This window comes from Achromobacter sp. 1011811831 (assembly GCF_059760905.1).
The window spans coordinates 46,990-69,843 of the sequence record NZ_JCBANG010000012.1; the positions used below are offsets into that span (position 1 = coordinate 46,990).

Below are 22,854 nucleotides of genomic sequence, written 5' to 3' on the forward strand. Positions count from 1 at the left end.
CCTAGGGCCTGGGCGCGGCGGGCTCAGGCGGGCACGGCGCTTTCGGCGTCCAACCGCGCGATGCGCTCGGCGGTATCCAGTTTGGGGCAGGTGCTGCAATATTCGCCGTCGCGCCTGCGGAAGTGATGGCAGCAGACCTGGCGGTCCACGGCGATGACCGGCAGGCCCTCGCGCTGATAGGCCAGGTAGCCGCTGCGGCCGGCGATGCCCAGCCGCGCCAGCCAGTCGGCCGCGGTCTCGCGGGCCCAGGCATTGGCGGCGGCGGGCTCGCCGCTGCGCGCGGCCAGCAGGGCCGACAGCACGCAATCGGCCTGCATGCAGGCGGCGGCGCGGGGATTCAGGCTCAAGACCTGGGTCAGCTCGCGGTAGAACGCGGCGCAGATCTGCCGCAGCTGGGCGGCGATGGCGTCCATGCGCTGCCGCAGGCAGCCGCGCAGCGGGTCGTGGCGGCCGATGCTGTAGCCGCAGATGAAGCCGTTGACGACCGGCTGGTCGAGCAGGCCCAGGTCGGGCGCGATGGCGCTGCGGTGCGCGGCGATCATGCCCAGGTAGACGGGCTGCCAGATCAGCAGGCCCCAGCAGCGTAGCGCCAGATAGTGCGGGCCGGCCTCGGGATGGCGCTCCAGCCACCAGTCGCGCAGGTCGCGGATGGCGGCGGCGTTGTCGGCGCCGGGACGGATGCCGGACGCGGGCGGAGCGCCGTCCGGGGCATCCGCCCGGCGGTCCGCCGTGCTCTCGTATTCGCCCTCGACCCGGCCTTCCAGGCCGGGCACGAGGGTGGCGGTCAGCGCCAGCAGTTCATCCAGCTCGCGGCTCACCGGGGCATCCTCACGCGGCGGCGCGGACGGCGTCCGCCTCGGTCTGGTCCAGCCAGCGCGGGCGGAAGCGCGCGATCGGGTTGACCAGGTTGGGGGCCATCTGGAAGCTGCCGATGGGATCGGCCAGGTTGACCATCTGCAGGTTGTTGGCCAGCTGCAGGCGGTTCAGGCACGAATGGATCATGTCCGGCGCGTACAGGTCGTACTGGCGGTACTTGGCCAGCCGCTGCGGATGCGCTTCCTGGTAGGCCGCGACGCGGCCGGCCACCAGTTCCCAGAACGCGTCCTCCTGCATCAGGCCGGTCTCGGCCAGGATGTGGCTCAGGTGGCGGAAGTAGCCTTCGAACACATCCACGAAGATGGTCAGCAGCTTGTATTCCTCGGGCACGTCGGCGGCCAGCCGGCGCGCGTTCTCGGGCAGCGCGGCGTCCGGGTTCAGGATCGACGATTCCTCGGCGATGTCCTTCATGAAGGCGCGCACCGGCACGTGGTCCTGCACCACCAGGATGACGTTCTCGCCATGCGGCATGAACACCAGATCGTGGGCGTAGAAGCAATGCACCAGCGGCGTCAGGTAGGCGTCGACGTAGCGGCGCAGCCAGGCGTCCACGGGCAGGCCGGAGGCGCGCACCAGCTCGGGCAGCAGCGCGCGGCCCTGCGGATCCACGTGCAGCAGCGCGGCCATGGTCATCAGGCGCTGGCCCGGCGCGATCTGCTTCAGCGGATTGTCGCGCCACAGCGCCGAGAACATCTTCTTGTACGGCGTGTCCACCGGGATGGCGGCTTCGTAGTAGTAGTTGCGAAAGCCCAGCGATGCCGCCTCGCGCAGGATGGTGAAGCCGTTCGCGCGCAGCCACGGATCGGAGGCGATCAGGCCGTGGATGTATTCGTTGATGGCCGGCGTGCCGGACATGTAGTACGGCGACAGGCCGCGCATGAAGCCCATGTTCAGGATCGACAGCGAGGTCTTCACATAGCGCTTGGCGGGCTGGCTGATGTTGAAGAAGGTGCGGATCGACTGCTGCGCCAGGTACTGGTCCGCGCCTTCGCCCAGGCACACGATCTTGCGGTTGGCGACATAGGGGGCGAAGGCCAGCGACAGCTTGTTGAACCACTGCCAGGGATGCGAGGGCATGAAGTAGTAATCGGCCGGGTCCAGTCCCTGGCCGCGCAGTCGCTCGGTGAAGGCGGCCACGGCCTGCTCGCCCAGTTCCTCGCGCAGCAGGCTGTCGTAGTCCATGTCGGACAGGCAGGCGAAGTGCGCGTTGTCCTTGTGCACCGCCAGCCACATCACGCGGATCGGCGCGGCGGCCTCGGGGGCGTAGGCGTGATAGTCCTCGGCATCGAAGCCCAGGCGGCCGTTGTTGGCGACGAAGCTGGGGTGGCCCTCGATCATCGAGGTCTCGATGGTCTGGTAGTCGGCCAGCGCCAGCTCGGCGGCGCCTGGAGCGGCGCGGCCATGCTTGTAGGCGCTGCCGTGCAGCGTGCTGGTGATCTCGTCCAGGTAGATGGGCAGGCGGTCGGCGGGCAGGGCCAGGCGGTCGCGCACCTCGATCACGAATTGCAGCGCGTCCAGCGGCGCGGGCGCGCCGGCGACGGTCTTGGCGATGGATTCGGGCGGGATGCGCCAGTGGCGCATGGCCATGATCTGCGCGTCGAAGCGATACTCGGCGCCTTCGGCCAGCGCCAGCCGGTAGCGGTCGAAGCCGGGCCTGTCGGACGGGCCCAGGCGCTCGGGCTCCAGCAGCCATTCATGCGCGTATTCCGAGATGGCCTTGCGCACCAGCAGCCGGTTGACCTTGGCCCAGACCTCGGGTTCAAGGTGGCTGGCGACCTGGGACGGATGTTGCGTGGCGGGGTGGCTCATAGGGTGGACTCCTGAAGTTGGGCCTGCTCGAACTGGGCGCGGGTGCAGAAGGCAAGGCTGGCGGTTTTCTCGCGGAACCGGGCCTGCCCGGCGTAGACGAAACCCATGGCCAGGTTCAGCGCATGGATCTTGGCGTTGTTGGCGTCCGGCTCGACCACCACGCGGGCGGCGTTGAGCCGGTCGAACAGGAAGCGCATGACCAGGGCGAAGACCTCGCGGCTGAAGCCCGGGATGCGTTGCGTGGGCGGACCGATGAAGATGTGCATGCCGATGTCGCCCGGACGCACGGGGTAGTGCTCGCCAATTTGGTCGTGGACGGGGTCGTAGCACTCGACCAGGAAGGCGGGGCGGCCCTGGTGCGAGCCGAGCCAGGCCTGGGCATGGCCGCCGCCGCACAGCGCGGCGTAGAAGTCGCGCACCTGCGCCACGCTGTGGTCCTGCATGGACCAGAAGCGCGCGTAATCCATCGCGAACCAGCGCTGCAGCAGCGGCGCGTCGGCCTCGGGATCCAGCGGACGCAGCGCCAGCCCGGCGCCCTCGTCATAGCATTCGCGGGCGTGGCGGTCGATCTCGCCCAGGAAGGTGGCCATCATGGTCATCATCGTGGTTTCCTCGCGATTCATACGGTGGCGGCGCGATGGCCGTCCATCATGGGCATCAGCTCGGTCGCGGTGGCATGCAGGCGCTTGCCGGCGGCGCGCCGGTCCTGGCGATGCGCCAGCACGCCGCTTGCGGGCGGGCGGAACTCCTGCAGCGCGGTGTGGGCCTCGACCGGGTAGTGTTCCGCGCCGGTCAGCTCGCGCAGGATCAGCGAATTGCGATGGCAGCAGAAGCCCAGGTCGGGATTGGTGACGCCGTGGCTGAGCAGGCCGATGTTCTGCACGTAGATCTCGCCGCCGTCGTGGTCGATGGCGTAGTTGCGGCCGATCCGGTAGCTGCCGTCCTCGTTCCAGGCGATGCGGTCGTGGATGGGGTTGATGCACGCGGGGATGCTGTGCGAGTAGCCGGTGGCCAGCACCAGGCCGTCGGTGGCGTGGCTGAACGGCTGGGCGTAGTCGACGTGGTGGAATTCCAGGTGATAGCGCGCTTGCGCGCGGTCGTAGCGGCAGGCGCGCAGTTCGGAATTGGTGAGCAGCGTGTAGCGCCGGTCGCCGTCGTGGATCTTCTCGTCCAGCAGGTCGTAGATCTGGTTGATGAGCGAGGCGTTGATGCCCTTGTACAGGCTGCTCTGCTGCGCCAGGATCTGGCGGCGGCGCGCTTCGGGCAGATCGTAGAAATACTCGGTGTAGTCGGGCGAGATCAGTTCCAGCGTGAGCTTGGTGTTCTCCATCTGGAAAAAGCGCGGCGAGCGCGTGATCCAGGCCAGGCTGTAGTCGTGTCCGGCGCTGTCTCGCAGCAGGTCGTGGAAGACCTCGGCCGCGCTCTGGCCGCTGCCCACGATGGTGATGGAGTCGCGCTGCTGCAGCTGCGCCTTGTTGCGCAGGTAGTCGGCGCTATGGATATAGGGCGCGGCGCGGCGGTCGCAGCAGGCGGGCAGGGACGGCTGCGACCCCATGCCCAGCACCAGCTTGCGGCAGCGGACCATGAAGCGCTCGCCGGTGGCGGCGTGCTGGCCGGTGACCAGGTAGGTGTTGCTGTCCGGATCGTGCAGCACGCCCTGCACGTCGCTGTTGAAGCGCAGATTGGGCAGGCGGGCCACGACCCACTGGCAATAGCGGTTGTACTCGGCGCGGCTCAGATAGTGGTTCTCGCGCATGTAATACGAATAGATGCGGCCGGTCTGCTTGCAGTAGTTCAGGTAGCTGTATTCGCTGCGCGGATCGGCCAGGCTGACCAGGTCGGCCAGGAAGGGGTTCTGCAGCGTGGAGGCCTCGATCAGCATGCCCGGATGCCAGTCGAAGCCGGGTTTTTTCTCCAGGAACAGCGCGCGTACGCCGGGCAGCGGCGCGGACAGGCAGGCCAGGCTGAGGTTGAAGGGGCCTAGGCCGATAGCCACGAAGTCATAGATTTCTCGATTCATGATTGGAGTCGCCTTTGCTGAGTCTGCGTTGCGCGTGCGCTGCGGTCGGCACGGGGAAGGGAAGCGCCCGGGACTGGCGTCAATCGGGCGGGATGGGCCGGCACAGGTAGACCTGCCGGAGGGCGCGCGCGATCAGCGGGGAACTGCCTTTGCCGGAATTGCAATACCTTGTAATGCACATGGGTGTGATTTTCATTTGCAATGCAGCAACTCTAGCAAATACGGGTTTGTGCTGACACGCGCCGCGCCGGCTTGCGAGCGGTCGGCATATGCAGGGTGGCGGTCGGCATAGGGACGCGTCCTGCGCTCCGGAGCGTGTGGGACAATGCCCGCGAACTGTTCCGTGGCGCGCCTGTGCGCCGGCGGCACAACGGCAGGACGTAAGGGAATCAGGATGGAATCCAGGCATATCAAGCCGCGCGCGGCGCGCATCTACTCAATGGCCAACGCGGCGCGGGACGAGGGCCGCGCGCATGGCTGACACGCGGCCGCGACTGGCGCTCAAGGCGGTGCGCAGCGCAAGGCTGGCCGCCGTCGATCTGTCGCTGGCATCCGGCGAATGCGCGGCGGTGATGGGGCCGTCGGGCTCGGGCAAGTCCCTGCTGCTGCGCCAGGTCGCCGACCTGGATCCGGGCGAGGGCGAAGTCGAACTCGACGGCGCGCCGCGCTCGGGCATGGCGGGCTACGAATGGCGCCGCCAGGTCATCTATTGCCAGGCCGAGGCCGGCTGGTGGGAAGAGCGCGTGGCCGCGCACTTCGATGATGCGGCCGCCGCCGCCGGGCTGGTGGAGCGGCTGGGGCTGGCGCCCGAAAAACTGCAGGCGCTGGTGCGCGAGCTGTCCACCGGCGAACGCCAGCGCCTGGGCCTGGCGCGCGCCTTGGTGAAACGGCCGCGCGCGCTACTGCTGGACGAACCCACGGCGGCCCTGGATCCGGACGCGACGGTCCGTGTCGAAGGCGAGGTCCGCCGCTACCTGGACGAAGGCGGCGCGGTGCTGCTGGTCACGCACAGCGAGGAACAGGCGCGGCGCCTGTGCCGGCGCGCCTGGCGGATGCGGCTGGGCAAGCTGGAGACGCTATGGACGTGATACGGCTGCAAGCCACGGACCTGCTGGTCGCCTCCTGCCTGGTGCTGCTGTGCGCGGCGATTTCCTTCGCGCTGCGCCTGGGCATGCAGCGCCAGACGCTGTGGGCGGCGGCGCGTACTGTGGTCCAGCTGCTGCTGGTGGGCCACATCCTGAAGCTGGTGTTCGCGCATGCCGCACCCTGGCTCACCGCGCTGGTGGCGGCGGCGATGATGGGCCTGGCCGCGCGCGAGGTCGCGGCGCGGCCCAAGGCGCGGCTGGCCGGGCACGGCAACGGCTGGGTCGGGGCAGCGGCGGTCGGCGCCACCACGCTGGTGACGGCGCTCTTCATCCTAAACACGGCGCTGCGGCCGGATCCCTGGTACGACCCGCGCTATGTGATCGCGCTGGTCGGCATCGTGCTGGGCAGCGTGCTCAATGCCGCCAGCCTGGCGCTGGACGGCATGCTGGCCGGCGCGGCGCGCGAGAAGCTGGCGATCGAGGCGCGCATCTCGCTGGGCGCGCCGCCCCGGCTGGCCTTCGCCACCGTGCTGCGCGAGTCGGTGCGGCGCGGCATCCTGCCCAGCATCAATCAGATGTCGGCGGCGGGCATCATCACGCTGCCCGGCATCATGACGGGCCAGATCATCGCCGGCATGGATCCGGTCGAGGCGGCCAAGTACCAGATCCTGCTGATGTTCCTGCTGTGCGGGGCCAGCGGCATGGCGGCGATGGGCGCGGCCTACGGGGCCATGCGGCGGTTGAGCGACGGGCGCGGTCGGTTGCGGCTGGACCGGTTGCACATGCCCGATTGAGTGCATGCGGCGACGGGCGGGGCGGGCTTCGCCCGCTGCCTCTCGCCGGCCACTCCGGCGGCTACGGTCGGTCACCAATTCAATGAAAACTCGACGCGCGCCGGGTGATAATGCGCCGGCGCGGAAATGCCTCCGCGCCGCGTTCGCTCATGCGGGCGCGCCGCGCCGTGATGCGCCTTCCTTCAGCGGAGACGGAAGTGCGCCAGGGGGCGCGGGATCGCCTGGGCCTGCCGTTCCCACGGGAGTCGTTCAGCCCCAGGCGGATTTGGCAAATAACGCCGGCCAGACCGGCACGAAAACGGGATCGTTACATTGATGAGCATTACCGAAATGTTTGCGTGGCTGACCAGCGAAAACGGCCTGATGGCCCTGCTGGCGCAGAACTGGGTGCTGGGCACCCTGATCATCGCCCTCATCATCTTCGTCGAGACGGGACTGGTGATCATGCCCTTCCTGCCGGGCGATTCACTGCTGTTCGCGGCGGGCGCCTTCCTCGGGCTGGCGGGCATCGATCCGCTGACCTCCATCGCCATCATCACGGCCGCCGCCATCGCCGGCGACGCGCTCAACTACACGATCGGTTCTTCCCGCTGGGGCCAGAAGCTGGCGCACAGCCGATGGATCAAGCCCGCGCACATGGAGCGCGCGCGGGAATACTTCGCGCGCTTCGGCGCCATGACGATCACCGTCGCGCGCTTCGTGCCCATCGTGCGCACGCTGGCGCCTTTCGTGGCCGGCCTGTCGCAGATGCCGCGCGGCCGCTTCTACGCCTACAACGTGGTCGGCGGCGTCGTCTGGTGCAGCTCGATGATGCTGGCCGGCTATTGGCTGGGCTCCATCCCCTGGGTCCGGGCCAACCTGCATTGGGTCTCGGTCATCATCATCGGCCTGTCGCTGATCCCCGTCGCGCTGCAATGGCTGCAGGTGCGACGCCTGGCGCAGCAGCGCTGACGCCAGGCGCTGGGCTGGCACGCTACTGACTAGACCAGGCGCTGCGGCGTCCGGCCGCGCCAGCCCAGCATGAAGTAGCCCGACTGCAGGACCAGCATCGCCATGAAGGCCAGGGCGTAGGCCCACCAGATGCCTGACAGGCCGATGCGCGCGTCCAGCCACCAGGCGGCGGGCAGTTCCACCGCCACGATCGCCAGCACGCCCAGCGTGGCGGGCACGAGCACGGTGCCGCTGGCGCGCATCACGCCCGACAGCACGGACGCGCAGCCCAGCGCCACCACGCTCCACGCCACGATGCGCAGCAATTCGCCGGCCTGCGCGGCGGCGGCGCCGTCCTTAAGGAACAGGCCAATGGCGTAGGGCGCCAGTGCATAGGCGGCGCAGACGAACAGGCCCGTCACTGTCACGTTCATCATCAACCCGGTGCGGGCGATGGCGCCCAGCCGGTGGCCGCGTCCGGCGCCGATGGCGTGGGCGGCCAGGATGGTGGCGCTGACGCCCAGCGACATCGCGGGCAGTTGCAGCCAGCTCATCAGCTGCGTCACCGCGCCATAGGCCGCCGTGGCCTGCGCGCCGTGGCGGTTCACCAGCCCCAGCAACGCGATTTCGGCCGCCGCCATGGTCAGCATCTGCAGGGCGGCCGGCACGCCGATCTTCAGGATGGCGCGCGTCAGCGCCGGATCGAAGCGCAGTTCGCGCAACAGGGCCGCATTGGGCGCCAGTGGATGGCCCCGGCGGCGCCAGCGCCACGCCAGCCAGCCCAGCGCCAGCGTGAAGCCGAGCAGCGTCGACACGGCCGGGCTGAGCACGCCCAGCCTGGGCAGTCCGGCCCAGCCGGCGATCAGCGCGGGCGTGCACAGCATCGCCACGCCGGTCGCCAGGACCAGCGCCCACATGGGCGAGACGGCATCGCCCACGCCTCGGCTGATGGATGTGGCCAGCCACAGCAGGAAAATCAGCGGCGCGCCGATCAGCATCGCGCGGGCGTAGCGCACGGCGTCATCGAGGATCTCGGGCGGCGTGTCCAGGGCCTTGAGCAGCATGGGGGCGGTCAGGCCGCCGATCACGCTGACGATCAGGCCCATCGCCAGCACCAGCGCCAGGGCGGTGCCGGCGACGGCGCGCGCCCGGGCGGGATCGCGGGCGCCCCAGGCGTGGCCGGCCAGCACGGTGGCGCCGACGCTCAGGCCGATGATGATGGCCAGCAGGAAAAAGAACACGGGAAAGAAGGCCGATACGGCGGCGATGGCGTCCAGGCCGATCATCTGGCCGAGATAGATGCCGTCGATGGTGCCGGCGGCGGCCTGCAGCGTGTTGGTCAGCATCATGGGCGCCAGAATCGCCAGATAGGTTTTCCATAAGGGCGGGGCTTGCAAAGGAGGCAAGGGGGGGGCCTGGGTCATCGCGTTTCCTTGGGCGATACGGGGCCTGTCCGCGACGGAAAGGGTTCCGGCGGAAGGTCATGGGTCCGTGGGGAAGAGGTTGGTCTGCCTGTCCGCGAGGCGGCGCGTCAGTGGCGCGCAATCGGGCCGGGCAGGCAGGTGCAAATATTACCCGGACAAAATAATCAAATCAATATGTCCGGGTAAAAATATTTGAGGCAGACCCAGGCAGGCGTGGCGGCGGCAAGGGGCGCCGGGATCGGAGGCAGCGGGGCGGTATAGCGGGACAAAAAAAACGGCGCCCCCTCGCGGGACCGCCGTTCTTTTTCCTGGCGCATCCGCGCGCAACGCGGATCGCCGGGCGACAGACGCTTAGCCGATGGAGGCCAGGATCTGGTTCAGCGTGGCGCTGGGGCGCATGGCCGCGACAGCCTTGGCCTCGTCCAGCTGGTAGTAGCCGCCGAGGTCCACGGGCTTGCCCTGGGCCGACTTCAGCTCGTCCAGGATGCGCGTCTCGCGCTCGCCGAATTCCATCGCGGCGTTGGCGAATTGCTTGGCCAGCGCGGCGTCCTCGGTCTGGGCGGCCACGGCCTGGGCCCAGTACATGGCCAGGTAGTAGTGGCTGCCGCGATTGTCCAGGCCGCCGACCTTGCGGGCGGGCGACTTGTTCTCGTCCAGGAACTTGGCGGTGGCCTGGTCTAGGGTCTTGGCCAGCACCTGGGCCTTGGCGTTCTTGTAGGTACGGCCAAGGTGATCCAGCGATTCGGCCAGGGCCATGAACTCGCCCAGCGAATCCCAGCGCAGGAAGCCTTCCTGGACGAACTGCTGGACGTGCTTGGGCGCGGAGCCGCCGGCGCCGGTCTCGAACAGCTCGCCGCCGGCCATCAGCGGCACGATCGACAGCATCTTGGCGCTGGTGCCCAGCTCCATGATGGGGAACAGGTCGGTCAGGTAGTCGCGCAGCACGTTGCCGGTCACCGAGATGGTGTCCTGGCCGGCGCGGATGCGCTTGAGCGAGAACTTGGTGGCTTCGACCGGATCCAGGATGCGCAGGTCCAGGCCGCTGGTGTCGTGGTCGTTCAGGTACTGCTTGACCTTGGCGATGACCTGCGCGTCGTGGGCGCGGTTCTCGTCCAGCCAGAACACGGCCGGGGTCTTGGTGGCGCGGGCACGGGTGACGGCCAGCTTGACCCAGTCCTGCACGGCGGCGTCCTTGGTCTGGCACATGCGCCACAGGTCGCCGGCCTCGACGGCCTGCTCCAGCAGCACCTTGCCCGAGGCGTCGGTGACGCGCACGGTGCCGGCGGCCGGGATGACGAAGGTCTTGTTGTGCGAGCCGTATTCCTCGGCGGCCTGGGCCATCAGGCCGACGTTGGGCACGCTGCCCATCGTCACCGGATTGAAGGCGCCGTTGGCCTTGCAGTCCTCGATCACGGCCTGGTAGACGCCGGCGTAGCAGCGGTCCGGGATCACGGCCTTGGCGTCCTGCAGTTCGCCGGCGGCGTTCCACATCTTGCCCGAGTCGCGGATCATGGCCGGCATCGAGGCGTCGACGATCACGTCGCTGGGCACGTGCAGGTTGGTGATGCCGCGGTCGGAGTTGACCATGGCCAGCGCCGGCAGCGTCTTGTAGGCCGCGTCGATGTCGGCGGTGATTGCGGCCTGCTGGTCGGCGGGCAGGCACTGGATCTTGGCGTACAGGTCGCCGATGCCGTTGTTCGGGTCGAAGCCCGCCAGCTTGAGCGCGTCGGCGTGCTTGGCCAGCACGTCCTTGTAGAACACGGACACCACGTGGCCGAAGATGACGGGGTCGGAGACCTTCATCATGGTGGCCTTCAGGTGCACCGAGAACAGCACGCCCTGGGCGCGGGCCTCGTCCACCTGCGCCTGCAGGAAGGACTTCAGCTTGGCGGCGGACATGACGGCGGCGTCGATGATCTCGCCGGCCTTGACCGGGGTCTTGTCCTTGAGCACGGTGACGGCGCCGTCGGCGGCGGCCAGTTCGATCTTCAGGTCGCCGGCTTCGGCGATCAGGGTCGACTTCTCGGTGCCGTAGAAGTCGCCTTCGTTCATGTGGGAGACGTGCGACTTGGAGTCGGCGGCCCAGGCGCCCATCTTGTGCGGGTGCTTGCGGGCGTAGTTCTTGACCGACAGCGGCGCGCGGCGGTCGGAGTTGCCTTCGCGCAGCACGGGGTTGACGGCGCTGCCCTTGACCTTGTCGTAGCGCGCCTTGACGTCGCGCTCGGCGTCGTTGGCGGGCGAATCCGGGTAGTCGGGCAGCTTGTAGCCCTGGGCCTGCAGTTCCTTGATGGCGGCCTTCAGCTGCGGCATCGAGGCGCTGATGTTCGGCAGCTTGATGATGTTGGCTTCCGGCTTGACGGCCAGCGCGCCCAGTTCGGCCAGGGCGTCGCCCAGCTTCTGGCTTGCTTCAAGATAGTCGGGGAAGACGGAGATGATGCGGCCGGCCAGCGAGATGTCGCGCGTTTCGACGGTGATGCCGGCGGACTTGGCGAAGGCCTGGACGATGGGCAGCAGCGAACGGGTCGCCAGCGCCGGAGCTTCATCGGTAAAGGTATAGATAATCTTCGGAGTAAGAGACATGATCCTTGAATCTGCCCGGCGCCTCGCGCTGGGCGCGGACCTGGGCATGCTGTGCGGCGCTAGCCGGTAGTGTTGTCGAGAGTGGCCAAACATGGCTGCCGCCCGGCCTTTGTCACGGTCCAGTTGCTCGACCGTCCAGGTGGGTGCCGCAGTCACTAATCGAACATTGTAATACCGTGGCTGGCTCGGAGGACAGCGGCGCGGGCGCCGGGCGTCCATTTGACAAACGGTCGGGCTTGGCGGAAAGTACGTCCCATGAATGCACGCGTCGCCAGCATCTCGCTGATTATTATTTCCATCATTCCCGAAATGGTGGGTTAGCCAGCGACCGCATTCAGTCACAGCCACCCGCCCAGACAGGCGGGTTTTTTGTGTCCGCCGTTCCGGGCAAACACAGAGAATCCGCATGCCAGACACGCCGACCGCCACCGTTTCCTCCGCTTTTTCCTCCGCTTGCGCCGACCTCGCCGCTCCGTCCGGCGCGGGCGGATTCGCCCAGGGCCAGCCCTCGCAGCTGGACTATCTGCGCCAGATCCTGTCCGCCCGCGTCTATGACATCGCCCGCGAAACCGAGCTGGAACCGGCGCGCGGCCTGTCGGCCCGGCTGGGCAACTCGGTGTACCTCAAGCGCGAGGACAACCAGCCGGTGTTCTCGTTCAAGGTGCGCGGCGCCTACAACAAGATGCGCAACACGTCGCAGGCCGCGCTGGACCGGGGCGTGATCACGGCCTCGGCCGGCAACCACGCCCAGGGCGTGGCGATATCCGCCGCCCGGCTGGGCGTGCGCGCCACCATCGTGGTGCCGCAGACCGCGCCGCAGGTGAAGGTGGACGCGGTGCGCGCCCATGGCGGGCCGACGGTGGAGGTGGTGCTGGCCGGCGATTCCTACAGCGACGCCTATGCCCACGCGCAGACGCTGGCCCGGCAGCAGGCGCTGACCTTCATCCCTGCCTTCGACGATCCCTATGTGATTGCCGGCCAGGGCACGGTGGGCATGGAGATCCTGCGCCAGATGCCGTCGGCGCCCGACGTGGTGTTCGTGCCCATCGGCGGCGGCAGCCTGGCGGCGGGCGTGTCCACCTACGTCAAGGCCGTCAATCCGGCGGTGCGCGTGGTCGGCGTGCAGACCGAGGACTCCTGCGCCATGGCGCAGTCGCTGCGGGCGGGCGAACGCGTGAACCTGGCCGAGGTCGGCTTGTTCTCGGACGGCACCGCCGTCAAGCTGGTGGGCGAGGAAACCTTCCGCCTGTGCCGCGAGTACCTGGACGAAGTGATCCTGGTGGACACCGACGCGGTCTGCGCCGCCATCAAGGACGTATTCCTGGAAACGCGCAGCGTGCTGGAGCCGGCCGGCGCGCTGGCGCTGGCGGGCTTGAAGCGCTATGTCGAACGGGAAGGGGTGAGCGGTCGGTCGCTGGTGGCCATTACCTCGGGCGCCAACATGAACTTCGACCGGATGCGCTTCGTGGCCGACCGCGCCGATGTGGGCGAGGCGCGCGAGGCGGCTTTCGCCGTCACGCTGCCGGAAGAGCGCGGCAGCTTCCGCCGCTTCTGCACCGTGATCGGGCAACGCAACGTCACCGAGTTCAACTACCGCATCGCCGACGAGCGCCGCGCCCATATCTTTGTCGGCGTGCAGATCGCGCGCCGGGGCGAGGCCACCGACATCACGCGGTCCTTGCAGGACGAGGGCTTCAACGTGCGCGACCTGAGCCACGACGAGTTGTCCAAGCAGCACATCCGCTACATGGTCGGCGGCCGCTCGCCGCTGGCGGCGGGTGAACGCCTGTTCCGTTTCGAGTTCCCGGAGCGTCCGGGCGCGCTGATGAAATTCCTGTCGGCCATGGCGCCGAACTGGAACATCAGCCTGTTCCACTATCGCAACCAGGGCGTGGATTTCAGCTCGGCCCTGGTCGGCATCCAGGCGCCGCCGGCGGACGCGACGGCGCTGGACGCGTTCCTGGCGCAGCTGGGCTACGCCCATTCCGAGGAAACCGACAACCCGGCTTACCGGCAATTCCTGGCCTGAAAACGGGCGGACCGCCATGGCGTGGCGGTCCGGGTCGCGCGGGGGAGAGGGGGGCGCTAGGCGCGCGAATCGCCCATGCGCGGTTGCTGGCCGGCGCCCGCGGCATGCGGCTGCCGCCACCAGCGCTGGCCCGCGTGCGGCGCGGCGATGTCGATGCGTTCGCCCATCATCGGCGTGGTGACCTGGATGCCGCGCGGCGCGGCCAGCGCCACCACCTGCTGGAACGGGTCGTCCCAGGCGTGCATGGCCAGGTCGAAGGTGCCGTTGTGGATCGGCAGCAGCCAGCGGCCGCGCAGGTCCTGGTGGGCCTGCACGGTTTCGGTCGGCTGCATGTGCACGTAGGGCCATTGCGGATCGTAGGCGCCGGTTTCCATCAGGGTCAGGTCGAACGGGCCGAAGCGCCGGCCGATCTCGGCGAAGCCGTCGAAATAGCCGCTGTCGCCGCTGAAGAAGATGCGCAGCTCGTCGTCCTCGATCACCCAGGACGACCACAACGTGCGATTGCTGTCGGCGAGGCTGCGTCCGGAAAAATGCTGGGCCGGCGTGGCCGTCAGGCGCAGGCCGTCGATTTCGACGTCTTGCCACCAATCGAACTGGCGGATCCGGTCCGCCTGCACGCCCCAGGCGGCCAGGCGGTCGCCCACACCCAGCGGCGACAGGAAGACCTCGGTCTTGCTCGCCAGCGCCTTGATGGCGCGACGGTCGAGATGGTCGTAGTGGTCGTGCGACAGGATCACGCCGCGCAGCGGCGGCAGCTCGGCCAGGGAAATCGGCGGGGCATGGAAGCGCTTGGGACCCAGGAACTGCACTGGCGAGGCGCGCTCGCTGAACACCGGATCGGTCAGCCACCAGCCGCCGCGCAGCCTCAGCAGCACCGTCGAATGGCCCAGCCGGTACAGGCTGCGGTCCGGCGCCAGGCGCAGCGCCTCGCGCGTCAGCGGGTGCACGGGCACCGGCGCGGGCGGCGTGGTGTTGGCGGGCTTGTTGAAGAAGAAATCCCACATGATGCGGGCGCTGGACGCCGGCGCCTTGGTGGGCTTGGGCGTGGCGTTGCGGAAGCGGCCGCCGCTGGCTTGTGGCGAGCTGGCGTAGTCGCCGGTGGCGGCACAGGAAAAGGGATTGCGCATCTAGACCATCAACTCCGTATACAGGGCGGGGCGGCGGGCCGGCGGCCTGGGCGGCCGGCGAATCGCCCCGGATTGCCCAGAGCTTAAGGGCTGGATCGGGAACGATCCATGCTTTAAAGTCGTTATTTCTTTGTTGATCGTACGGAATCTGTCTTGGATCCTTTGTCAGACGTGCTTTCTCTGCTCAAACCGCAAAGCCAGCTTTACGCGGGTTTCGACGTGGCGGGCGAGTGGTCGTTCGCTTTTCCTGCGCACGACGGCATCAAGTTCGCCGCCGCCCTGCGCGGATCGTGCTGGGGCAGGGTGGCGGGGCAGGACGCGCCGATCCGTTTCGACGAGGGCGACTGCTTCCTGGTGAACCGGGGATGCCGCTTCGTGATGGCGTCGGACCTGGCGCTCGCGCCGGACGACCCCTCCCATCTCTTGGAAGCCGTGGTGCGCGACGGCATCGCCGTCCACAACGGCGGCGGCGAGCAGTTCCTGGTCAGCGGCAAGGTGAACTTCGACAGCCATCACGCGGCGCTGCTGTTCGACGCCTTGCCGCCCCTGATCAAAGTGCCGGGCGCTTCGCCGCAGGCCGCCGTGCTGCGCTGGGCGCTGGAGCAGTTGGCCTCGGAGTTGCGTAGTCCGGGTCCCGGCGGCGCGCTGGTATCGACCCATCTGGTCCATCTGATGCTGGTGCAGATCCTGCGCATCCACCTGGGCGCGCTGTCTTGCGGCGCACCGGCGGGCTGGCTGTCGGCGCTGGCGGATCCCAGGATCGGCGCGGCGCTGGGCGCCATCCACGCCGAACCGGGACGCGGCTGGACGCTGGAGGCGCTGGCCCGCGTCGCCGGCGTGTCGCGCACGGTCTTCGCGCAGCGCTTCAAGGCGCTGGCGGGAACCACGGTGATGAACTACCTGACGCGCTGGCGCATGCACACGGCGGCCGAACGGCTGCGCAGCGGCGACGAGAGCATTTCCGCCATCGCGTTCTCGCTGGGCTATGAATCCGAAAGCGCCTTCAGCACGGCGTTCAAGCGCGCCATGCTGTGCGCGCCGTCGCAGTACCGGCGCAGGGGCGGGGCGCTGCCGCTGACGGTCTGAGGGTGCGCACGTAGCGGCTTGCCGGCGTCCGATGGCGTCATCGCATGTCAGCCGGACGGCCTAGCGCGAAGGATCCAGGCATCGTCCATCAGGCCTAGGGCGTGGGTCGGGAACCGCTACTTTTGGCGGCTTTGCGGCGTCCTGGTCCGGCGCCAATAATCGCTTCATCTGGCTTGACCGGGTTGCCGGCCAAGAAAGGGCGATGCCCTGCATGGGGCATCCACTCATGGAGCAGACTCATGGTTGGGACCGAGACGATTCTTGTCACCGGCGGCGCTGGCTTCATCGGTTCGCATACCTGCGTGGAACTGCTGGCGCAAGGCTACCGGGTCGTGGCGTTGGACAGCCTGATCAACAGCCATCCGGAAGCGATCGCGCGCATACGCCGCATCGCGGACGGCGAGTTGGCCTTCGTGCGCGGCGACGCCTGTTCCCTTGAAACGCTGGAGCAGCTGTTCGACGCGCACCGCATAGACGGCGTCATCCATTTCGCGGCGCACAAGGCCGTGGGCGATTCCGTCCGCACGCCGCTGGCCTACTATCGCAACAATCTGATCAGCCTGCTGAATCTGCTTGAGGTCATGCGGACGCGGCAGGTCAAGACCTTGGTGTTCAGTTCGTCCGCGACGGTGTATGGCGATCCGGCCACGGTGCCGCTGGACGAGACCGCGCCGCTTTCGGCAACCAACCCCTATGCGCAGACCAAGCTTGCCGGCGAACGCATCCTGGCGGATCTGGCCGCGTCCGACCCGGCCTGGCGGATTGCTACGCTGCGGTACTTCAACCCGGTGGGCGCGCACGAGAGCGGCCTGATCGGCGAAGACCCATCGGGCATTCCCAACAACCTGATGCCCTTCGTCGCCCGCGTGGCATCGGGACGCCTGCCGCTGCTGCGTGTGTTCGGGCACGATTGGCCGACGCCGGACGGCACCGGCGTGCGCGATTACGTCCATGTGGTTGATCTGGCGCGCGGCCATATCGTGGCGCTGGCGGAGCTGGGGCGCAAGCAGGGCGGCGGCTTTACCGTCAACCTGGGCACGGGGCGCGGGTACAGCGTGCTGGAGGTCATCGCCGCGTTCGAGCGCGCCAGCGGCCGGCAGGTGCCCTATGAATTCACGGAACGGCGCTCCGGCGACGTGGCGGTCTACTATGCCGCGACCGGAATGGCCCGGGCCTTGCTGGGCTGGGAGGCCCGCCTGGATCTCGACCGCATGTGCGAGGATGCCTGGCGTTGGCAACGCCGCAATCCGTCGGGCTATCGATCCGCGTAGCCCGGCCGGGTCGCGAAGCGTGCGCTCATCTCAAGCGCTGGCGTCCGCCAGCAGCGGCCGCGCGGCCAGCGCGCCGCGAAACGATTCCAGCAGCACGCGCTTGTTCTCGCGGCTGCGGTAGGCGTGCTCGCGCATCAGGTTCTCGGCGCGCACCGCCTCGCGCCGCGTGATGGCGCGCAGCAGGTCTTCGTGATCGGCCTGCGCGCGCAGCACGAAGGGCGTTTCCAGCAATGAGGGCGTGGACGGCAGCGTCAGCGCGGCCGGGCCGGCCAGCGGCGTCTTGTTGTTGTGTTCCAGCGCCGACAGCAGCGCGCGATTGCCGGCGGCTTCGCACAGGATCTCGTGAAAGCGCCGGTTGATCTGGCCCCAGGCGCGCGCGTCCACCGTGGTGTGGGGATCCAGCCGCGCCGGCGCCAGCAGCTGGCGGCCTTCTTCCACCGCCTGCTCCAGCCGCGCCAGCACCTCGGGCGGGGCGCCGCGCTCGGCCAGCAGCCGCGCGGCCATGCCTTCCAGCACGCCGCGCACGTCCACCGCGTCGCCGATCTCGTCCACCGTGAAGGCCCGCACGCGAAAGCCGCGCGACGGCAGCCGTTCCAGCAGGCCTTCCTTTTCCAGCTCGGTCAGCGCGATGCGCAGCGGCGTGCGCGACACGCCCAGCCGCGCCGAGAACTGCAGCTCCACCACGCGCTCGCCCGGCTGCAGGGCGCCGGACAGCACCATGTCGCGGAGTTCGGAAATGACTTTGTCGATCTGTGCGGCCATGCGGCAAGGTCCTGGGGTGGTCGGGGAAGAATCCAGTGTACCCGCGAAATTGCATGCAATCGGTCGATAAATATCTGATCTGCCCTTGCGATTTCTCAAAATTGCATGCAATAATTTATAAAAACAACGGACGGGAATCAAAAAACGCCCGGATTGCATGCAAAACCGGGTGCGGATGCATGCCTTCAGTCCGAACCGACAGGAGACAAGATGAAGCTGATGAGCTTCGAGCAGGGCGGCCGCCAGGCCTGGGGCGTGGTGCGCGGCGAGGAGGTCGTGGACCTGTCCGGCGTATGGCCCGACATGCGGACCGCGCTGGAAGACGGCGTCGGGCGCATCGCCCAGGAGGCCGGTCGCGCCGGCATGCCCTGTACGCCCTTGGCGGGCCTGCAATGGCTGCCGCCCGTGCCCAACCCGCGCAAGATCCTGTGCGTGGGCCTGAACTACGGACGCCACGTGCTGGAGGCCGGCCGCGAGCTGCCGGCGCATCCCTCGCTGTTCATCCGCTATGCCGACAGCTTCGTCGGCCACGGCCAGGACATGTGGAAGCCGCGCGCCTCCGACCGCTACGACTATGAAGGCGAGCTGGCCGTGGTCATCGGCCGGGCAGGGCGCCACATCGCGGCGCGCGACGCGTTGTCTCATGTGGCTGGCTACACCTGCATGGCCGAGAACTCGTTGCGTGACTTCCAGAAGCACAACGCCCAGGTCACGCCCGGCAAGAACTTCGAGCGCAGCGGCGCGCTGGGCCCCTGGCTGGTCACCGCCGACGAGATCGGCGACCCGGCGCGGCTGCGCGTGATGACGCGGCTGAACGGCGAGACCCTGCAACAGGGCGAGGTCTCGGACCTGATCTTTCCCGTCGCCGAGCTGATCGCCTACATCAGCGCCTTCACCCCCTTGTCGCCGGGCGACGTGATCGCCACCGGCACGCCGGAGGGCGTGGGCTCCAGCCGCAAGCCGCCGCGCTTCATGGCCGTGGGCGACAGGCTGGAAGTGGACATTCCCGGCGTGGGCACGCTGGTCAACCGGGTGGCGGACGAGCCCGCCCCGGCACATCAAGAACAAGGAGACGCGCATGGCTGATGCGCTGCTGTACCTGACGGAACGCGACGTGGTCTCGGTGCTGGACATGCGCCGCGCCATCGACGCGCTGCACGGCATGCTGGTGGCCCAGGGCCGTGACGAGGCCCGCAACCTGCCCAAGGCGCTGGCGACCTGGGGCGATGGCAGTTCCATGCACGCGCTGGGTTCGGTGCAGACGGGCGAGGGCGGCTACGCCGGCTTCAAGACCTGGGTCCATACCAAGGCCGGCGGCGGCTCGGTGTTCAGCCTGTTCGACGCCCGCACCGGATTCCTGCGCGCGGTGATCGAGGCGCGCGCGCTGGGCATGCTGCGCACCGCCGCGATCAGCGGCGTGGCCACGCGCGCCCTGGCGCCGCAAGACGCCAGCCGCGCCGCGCTGATCGGCACCGGACCGCAGGCCGTGACGCAGCTGGCGGCGCTGGCCGAAGTGCGCGAACTGCGGCGGGTGCGCGTGTACAGCCCCACGGCGGAAAAGCGCCGCGCCTTCGTCGCGGCGGCCTCGGCCCGATACGCCTTCGAGATCGAGGAATCCCCCACGCTGGCGCACGCGCTGGCCGATGCCGAGATCGTGACCCTGATCACGCGCGCCGTCGAACCTTTCGTGGACGCGGCCCAGCTGGCCGACTGCCGCCACCTGAACGCGGTGGGCGCGATCCTGCCGGCCAAGGCCGAGTTCGCGCAGGACGTGTTCGAACGCGCCGACCGGGTGGTGGTCGACGACCTGGAGAACGCCAGGCGCGGTTCGCGCGAGCTGCGCGAGCGCTACGGCGTCGACGCATCGTCCTGGCCGGGCGTGTCGCGGCTGAGCGACGTGCTGGCGGCCGGTGAAACGCGCGCCCCGGATGCGCGGCTGACGCTGTTCAAGGGCATGGGCATGGGCCTGTCCGACCTGGCGATGGCCACGGTGGTGTACGAGCAGGCGCTGGCGCGCGGCCTGGGCGTGGCGCTGCCGCCGCAGACCCGCGAGAACCTGCTGCTGGCGCAGGGCTGACACCAACAATCAATGAGACAGCCGGCGCGAGCGCCGGCGGCAACAGGAGACAAGCATGTTCATCGACGTCAGCGGGGCCGCACCCCGCGAACAGGACAAGTGGCCGTCCATCGTGGTTCCCAAGGAAGCGATCGACCTGGAAATCGCCCGCCTGATCGACGCGCCCAAGCCGGACAACGGCCGCCGCGCCTCCCTCATCGTGCATCCGAACGCGCGCGCGCCCGGCCTGGGCCTGGCGCCGGGAACCGACGTGACCATCAACGTGGTCAACCCGGGCGAGCGCACCTGGAACCTGCGCAAGAACTCCAACATGCTGGAGATCTGTATCAGCGGCGAGGGCGTGGCCACCGTGGCGGGCCGCGATATCCGCGCCGGCCGGTGGGACGTCTGGAACACGCCCGCCATGCAGGTGCATTCCTATCGCAACGAAGGCAAGGAACCGTGGGTGCGCCTGTCGTACTCCAACGCGCCGCTGCTGGAAAAGCTGGAGATCCATTACGTCGAGGAATTCGAGGGCGACGTGCCGCCGGCCGACGCCAACACCAAGCCGGTGCCGGCCCGCGCCCCGGGCGCCGCGCGCTCGCGCGACCTGGCGCTGCGCGAGCAGATCACGCCGGAAGGCGCCTGGCTGATGGGCTATGAGTGGCTGATCGATATCGACGTGCTGGAATCCAAGGCGCTGCACTGGCCCTGGGCCGAGGTCTCGCGTCACCTGCCGACGGTGGAGGACATCGCGCGCGGCTACAACGGCCGCCGCCTGTTCGTGCTCTACAACCCGGCCACTGAGCGGCGCATCGGCACCACGCACAGCTTCTTCGCCACCATCTCGTCCTCGCCGCCGGACAACCATCACGTGCCGCATCGCCACAGCTCGTCGGCCATCAACTACTACCTGCGCGGCAACGGCTACAGCAAGGTCAGCGGCGAACGGCTGGACTGGAAGGCCGGCGACCTGATCCTGTCGGCGCCGGGCTGGGCCATGCACTCGCACCATTCCGGCACCGAGACCACGTCCGCGCTGACCGTGCAGGACCATCCGCTGCAGATCGCCATGGAATCGCTGATCTGGCAGGAGCGCATGCAGGAGCCCATCCTGGCGCTGGGCAGCCAGAGCGGCTTCGAGAGCAACCGCGCGCAGCTGGCCGCCGCGTCCTGAGCGCCGCCGCGCCGACACCGACATGAACCCTGGATCCGACATGACCCTGACCGAGCTTTCCGACGCCCCGGCGCTGCGCGCGCGCCTGCGGGATTTCTATGAAGACTACGCCCACTGCCTGGACGAGGACCGGCTGGAGCAATGGCCCGACTTCTTCACCGAGGACTGCCATTACCGCGTGCTCTCGCGCGAGAACCACGACGCCGGCCTGCCGCTGGGGCTGATCTATTGCATGAACAAGAACATGGTGCGCGACCGCGTCACCGCGCTGCGCGAGACCACCATGTTCGAGCCGCGCGCGCTGCGCCACTTCATCAGCGGCGTGCGCGTGACCGAGGTCGATGGAGACCGCATCGTCGCGCAGGCCAATTTCGCGGTGATGGAGTCGCTGTCCGACCGCGAGCCCACGCTGAACATGGTCGGCCGCTACCTGGACGAGCTGCGCGTGACGCCGCAGGGGCTGGCGTTCAGCCGCCGCGACTGCGTCTACGACAACTACCGCGTGCGCACCTCGCTCATCGTCCCCATCTGAATCCGCCGCAAGGAAATCCGTCATGACCTGTCCCGACGCCGCCACGCGGCAAGAAGCGCCCGCCGCGGCCCCCGTCCATATCGAGCGCCGCTGGCCCAAGGAGGGCTATACGCGCATTCCCAACTGGGTCTACACCGATCCGGCCATTTTCCAGAAGGAGATGGACGTGTTCTTCGGCGGCAAGACCTGGAACTACGTGGGCCTGGAATGCGAAGTGCCCGAGACCGGCTGCTTCAAGCGCAACTGGATCGGCAACCGTCCCGTCATCATGGTGCGCGGTGAAAACGGCGATATCCACGTGCTGGAGAACCGCTGCGCCCATCGCGGCGCGCAGATCTGCTGGCAGAACACCGGCAAGGTGGCCGACTTCACCTGCCCGTACCACCAATGGAACTATGACCTGGAAGGCAATCTGCAGGGCGTGCCGTTCCGGCGCGGCGCGCTGGGCAAGGGCGGCATGCCGCGCGACTTCGATCCCAAGCAGAACGGCATCCGCAAGCTGCGCAGCGTCAATCGCGGCGGCTCGGTCTGGGCCACCTTCGCCGAGGACGGGCCCGGCTTTGAGGACTACTGCGGTCCGGAAGTGCTGGCCGAGATCGACCACATGCTGCCGGGCAAGCCGCTCAAGCTGCTGGGCTACAGCCGCCAGCTGATCCCCAGCAACTGGAAGATGTACCTGGAGAATCTGAAGGATCCGTACCACGCGACCCTGCTGCACACCTTCTACATCACCTTCGGCCTGTGGCGCGCTGATTCCAAGTCCGAGTGCATTCCGACCGGCGGCGGCGCGCACAGCGTGATGGTGTCGCACAACGAAGGCAAGAAGAAGACCGAGGCCACCACCGAGATGAGCCGCTTCCGCGAGGACCTGGAGCTGCTGGACCTGGAGACGGTCACGCCGCGCGCCGAGTTCAATCGCGGCCGCGTCGGCGGCGCCTGGGTGTTCCCGGCGGCGCAGTTCGGCATCCAGGCCAATTCGCTCAAGACCCGCCACGTCATCCCGCGCAGCCCCACCGAGCACGAGCTGGTGTTCACCTACTACGGCTACGAGGACGACGACGAGGAAATGACGCGCCTGCGCCTGAAGCACGCCAACCTGCTGGGTCCGGCCGGCTTCGTGTCCATGGACGACAGCGAGATGCTGAACCAGGTGCAGATCGGCGTCACCGGCTACCCGGAAGCGCGCGGCATCGTCGAAATGGGCGGCCGCGACACCGAGCCGGCCGACTACATGGTGACCGAGGTGCTGATCCGCTCGTTCTACGACTACTACCGCAAGGCGATGGGGCTGTGAGC

Annotated in this window: 19 protein-coding genes; 11 read left to right on the plus strand and 8 right to left on the minus strand. The window is 68.4% G+C overall.

What is annotated here, in order from left to right:
• Positions 1-23: 23 nt before the first annotated feature.
• From AC6LJ9_RS07115 to AC6LJ9_RS07130, 4 genes are read right to left on the minus strand one after another with little or no spacing between them, the layout of a single operon-like run.
• On the minus strand, positions 24-818 hold the full coding sequence (locus tag AC6LJ9_RS07115) for a siderophore ferric iron reductase (RefSeq protein WP_498146997.1): 795 nt from the start codon (positions 816-818) through the stop codon (positions 24-26).
• 10 nt (positions 819-828) lie between these two features.
• On the minus strand, positions 829-2,685 hold the full coding sequence (locus AC6LJ9_RS07120; protein ID WP_498146998.1) for an IucA/IucC family protein: 1,857 nt from the start codon (positions 2,683-2,685) through the stop codon (positions 829-831).
• Entirely contained in the window at positions 2,682-3,287 is a 606-nt protein-coding gene (locus AC6LJ9_RS07125; protein ID WP_498146999.1) for a GNAT family N-acetyltransferase, read from the minus strand. Before AC6LJ9_RS07125 ends, AC6LJ9_RS07120 begins: the two co-directional genes overlap by 4 nt.
• Positions 3,288-3,304: 17 nt before the next feature.
• Positions 3,305-4,705, minus strand: coding sequence for a lysine N(6)-hydroxylase/L-ornithine N(5)-oxygenase family protein (locus AC6LJ9_RS07130; RefSeq protein ID WP_498147000.1), 1,401 nt, complete (start codon positions 4,703-4,705; stop codon positions 3,305-3,307).
• A gap of 473 nt (positions 4,706-5,178) precedes the next feature.
• Here AC6LJ9_RS07130 and AC6LJ9_RS07135 point away from each other — a divergent pair, with 473 nt between their 5' ends.
• The 3 genes from AC6LJ9_RS07135 to AC6LJ9_RS07145 all read left to right on the plus strand — a co-directional run bounded on the left by AC6LJ9_RS07135 (position 5,179) and on the right by AC6LJ9_RS07145 (position 7,535).
• A complete protein-coding gene (locus tag AC6LJ9_RS07135) occupies positions 5,179-5,793 on the plus strand; it encodes an ABC transporter ATP-binding protein (protein WP_498147001.1) in 615 nt (204 codons plus the stop codon).
• Positions 5,784-6,584: an ABC transporter permease gene (locus AC6LJ9_RS07140; RefSeq protein WP_498147002.1), complete on the plus strand. Its 801-nt coding sequence runs from the start codon at positions 5,784-5,786 to the stop codon at positions 6,582-6,584. The genes AC6LJ9_RS07135 and AC6LJ9_RS07140 overlap by 10 nt, the downstream gene beginning before the upstream one ends.
• 315 nt (positions 6,585-6,899) lie before the next feature.
• Positions 6,900-7,535 carry a VTT domain-containing protein gene (locus AC6LJ9_RS07145; protein WP_103274367.1) on the plus strand — a complete coding sequence of 212 codons (636 nt, stop codon included), beginning with the start codon at positions 6,900-6,902 and terminating at the stop codon, positions 7,533-7,535.
• Between the two features lie 29 nt (positions 7,536-7,564).
• On the opposite strand, the gene AC6LJ9_RS07150 is transcribed toward AC6LJ9_RS07145, so the two are convergent.
• Positions 7,565-8,938, minus strand: coding sequence for an MATE family efflux transporter (locus AC6LJ9_RS07150; protein WP_498147003.1), 1,374 nt, complete (start codon positions 8,936-8,938; stop codon positions 7,565-7,567).
• A gap of 351 nt (positions 8,939-9,289) precedes the next feature.
• Complete coding sequence (locus tag AC6LJ9_RS07155; protein WP_498147004.1) at positions 9,290-11,518, minus strand: NADP-dependent isocitrate dehydrogenase; 2,229 nt, start codon at positions 11,516-11,518, stop codon at positions 9,290-9,292.
• A 406-nt stretch (positions 11,519-11,924) separates the two neighbouring features.
• Here AC6LJ9_RS07155 and ilvA point away from each other — a divergent pair, with 406 nt between their 5' ends.
• Complete coding sequence (ilvA, locus tag AC6LJ9_RS07160; RefSeq protein ID WP_498147005.1) at positions 11,925-13,547, plus strand: threonine ammonia-lyase, biosynthetic; 1,623 nt, start codon at positions 11,925-11,927, stop codon at positions 13,545-13,547.
• A 56-nt stretch (positions 13,548-13,603) separates the two neighbouring features.
• Here the strand turns inward: ilvA and AC6LJ9_RS07165 are convergent, their stop codons facing one another.
• Positions 13,604-14,674, minus strand: a complete 1,071-nt coding sequence (locus tag AC6LJ9_RS07165) for an MBL fold metallo-hydrolase (RefSeq protein WP_498147006.1) — start codon at positions 14,672-14,674, stop codon at positions 13,604-13,606.
• A 153-nt stretch (positions 14,675-14,827) separates the two neighbouring features.
• Between AC6LJ9_RS07165 and AC6LJ9_RS07170 the strand changes: the two genes are divergently transcribed.
• Together AC6LJ9_RS07170 and galE are read left to right on the plus strand one after the other, a co-directional pair.
• Complete coding sequence (locus tag AC6LJ9_RS07170; RefSeq protein ID WP_498147007.1) at positions 14,828-15,760, plus strand: AraC family transcriptional regulator; 933 nt, start codon at positions 14,828-14,830, stop codon at positions 15,758-15,760.
• Between the two features lie 239 nt (positions 15,761-15,999).
• Positions 16,000-17,031, plus strand: coding sequence for a UDP-glucose 4-epimerase GalE (gene galE / locus AC6LJ9_RS07175; protein WP_498147008.1), 1,032 nt, complete (start codon positions 16,000-16,002; stop codon positions 17,029-17,031).
• Between the two features lie 30 nt (positions 17,032-17,061).
• Here the strand turns inward: galE and AC6LJ9_RS07180 are convergent, their stop codons facing one another.
• A complete protein-coding gene (locus AC6LJ9_RS07180; protein ID WP_498147009.1) occupies positions 17,062-17,793 on the minus strand; it encodes a GntR family transcriptional regulator in 732 nt (243 codons plus the stop codon).
• Positions 17,794-18,003: 210 nt separating this feature from the next.
• Here AC6LJ9_RS07180 and AC6LJ9_RS07185 point away from each other — a divergent pair, with 210 nt between their 5' ends.
• Genes AC6LJ9_RS07185 through AC6LJ9_RS07205 form a run of 5 tightly spaced genes read left to right on the plus strand, consistent with a single transcriptional unit; the run spans position 18,004 to position 22,852 of the window.
• Positions 18,004-18,879 carry a fumarylacetoacetate hydrolase family protein gene (locus tag AC6LJ9_RS07185; RefSeq protein ID WP_498147010.1) on the plus strand — a complete coding sequence of 292 codons (876 nt, stop codon included), beginning with the start codon at positions 18,004-18,006 and terminating at the stop codon, positions 18,877-18,879.
• Positions 18,872-19,870 carry an ornithine cyclodeaminase family protein gene (locus tag AC6LJ9_RS07190; RefSeq protein WP_498147011.1) on the plus strand — a complete coding sequence of 333 codons (999 nt, stop codon included), beginning with the start codon at positions 18,872-18,874 and terminating at the stop codon, positions 19,868-19,870. The genes AC6LJ9_RS07185 and AC6LJ9_RS07190 overlap by 8 nt, the downstream gene beginning before the upstream one ends.
• A 55-nt stretch (positions 19,871-19,925) precedes the next feature.
• Entirely contained in the window at positions 19,926-21,026 is a 1,101-nt protein-coding gene (locus tag AC6LJ9_RS07195; protein WP_212319543.1) for a cupin domain-containing protein, read from the plus strand.
• Positions 21,027-21,066: 40 nt separating this feature from the next.
• Positions 21,067-21,558: an aromatic-ring-hydroxylating dioxygenase subunit beta gene (locus tag AC6LJ9_RS07200; protein WP_103274376.1), complete on the plus strand. Its 492-nt coding sequence runs from the start codon at positions 21,067-21,069 to the stop codon at positions 21,556-21,558.
• Between the two features lie 22 nt (positions 21,559-21,580).
• Positions 21,581-22,852: an aromatic ring-hydroxylating dioxygenase subunit alpha gene (locus AC6LJ9_RS07205; RefSeq protein WP_498147012.1), complete on the plus strand. Its 1,272-nt coding sequence runs from the start codon at positions 21,581-21,583 to the stop codon at positions 22,850-22,852.
• Positions 22,853-22,854: the final 2 nt, after the last annotated feature.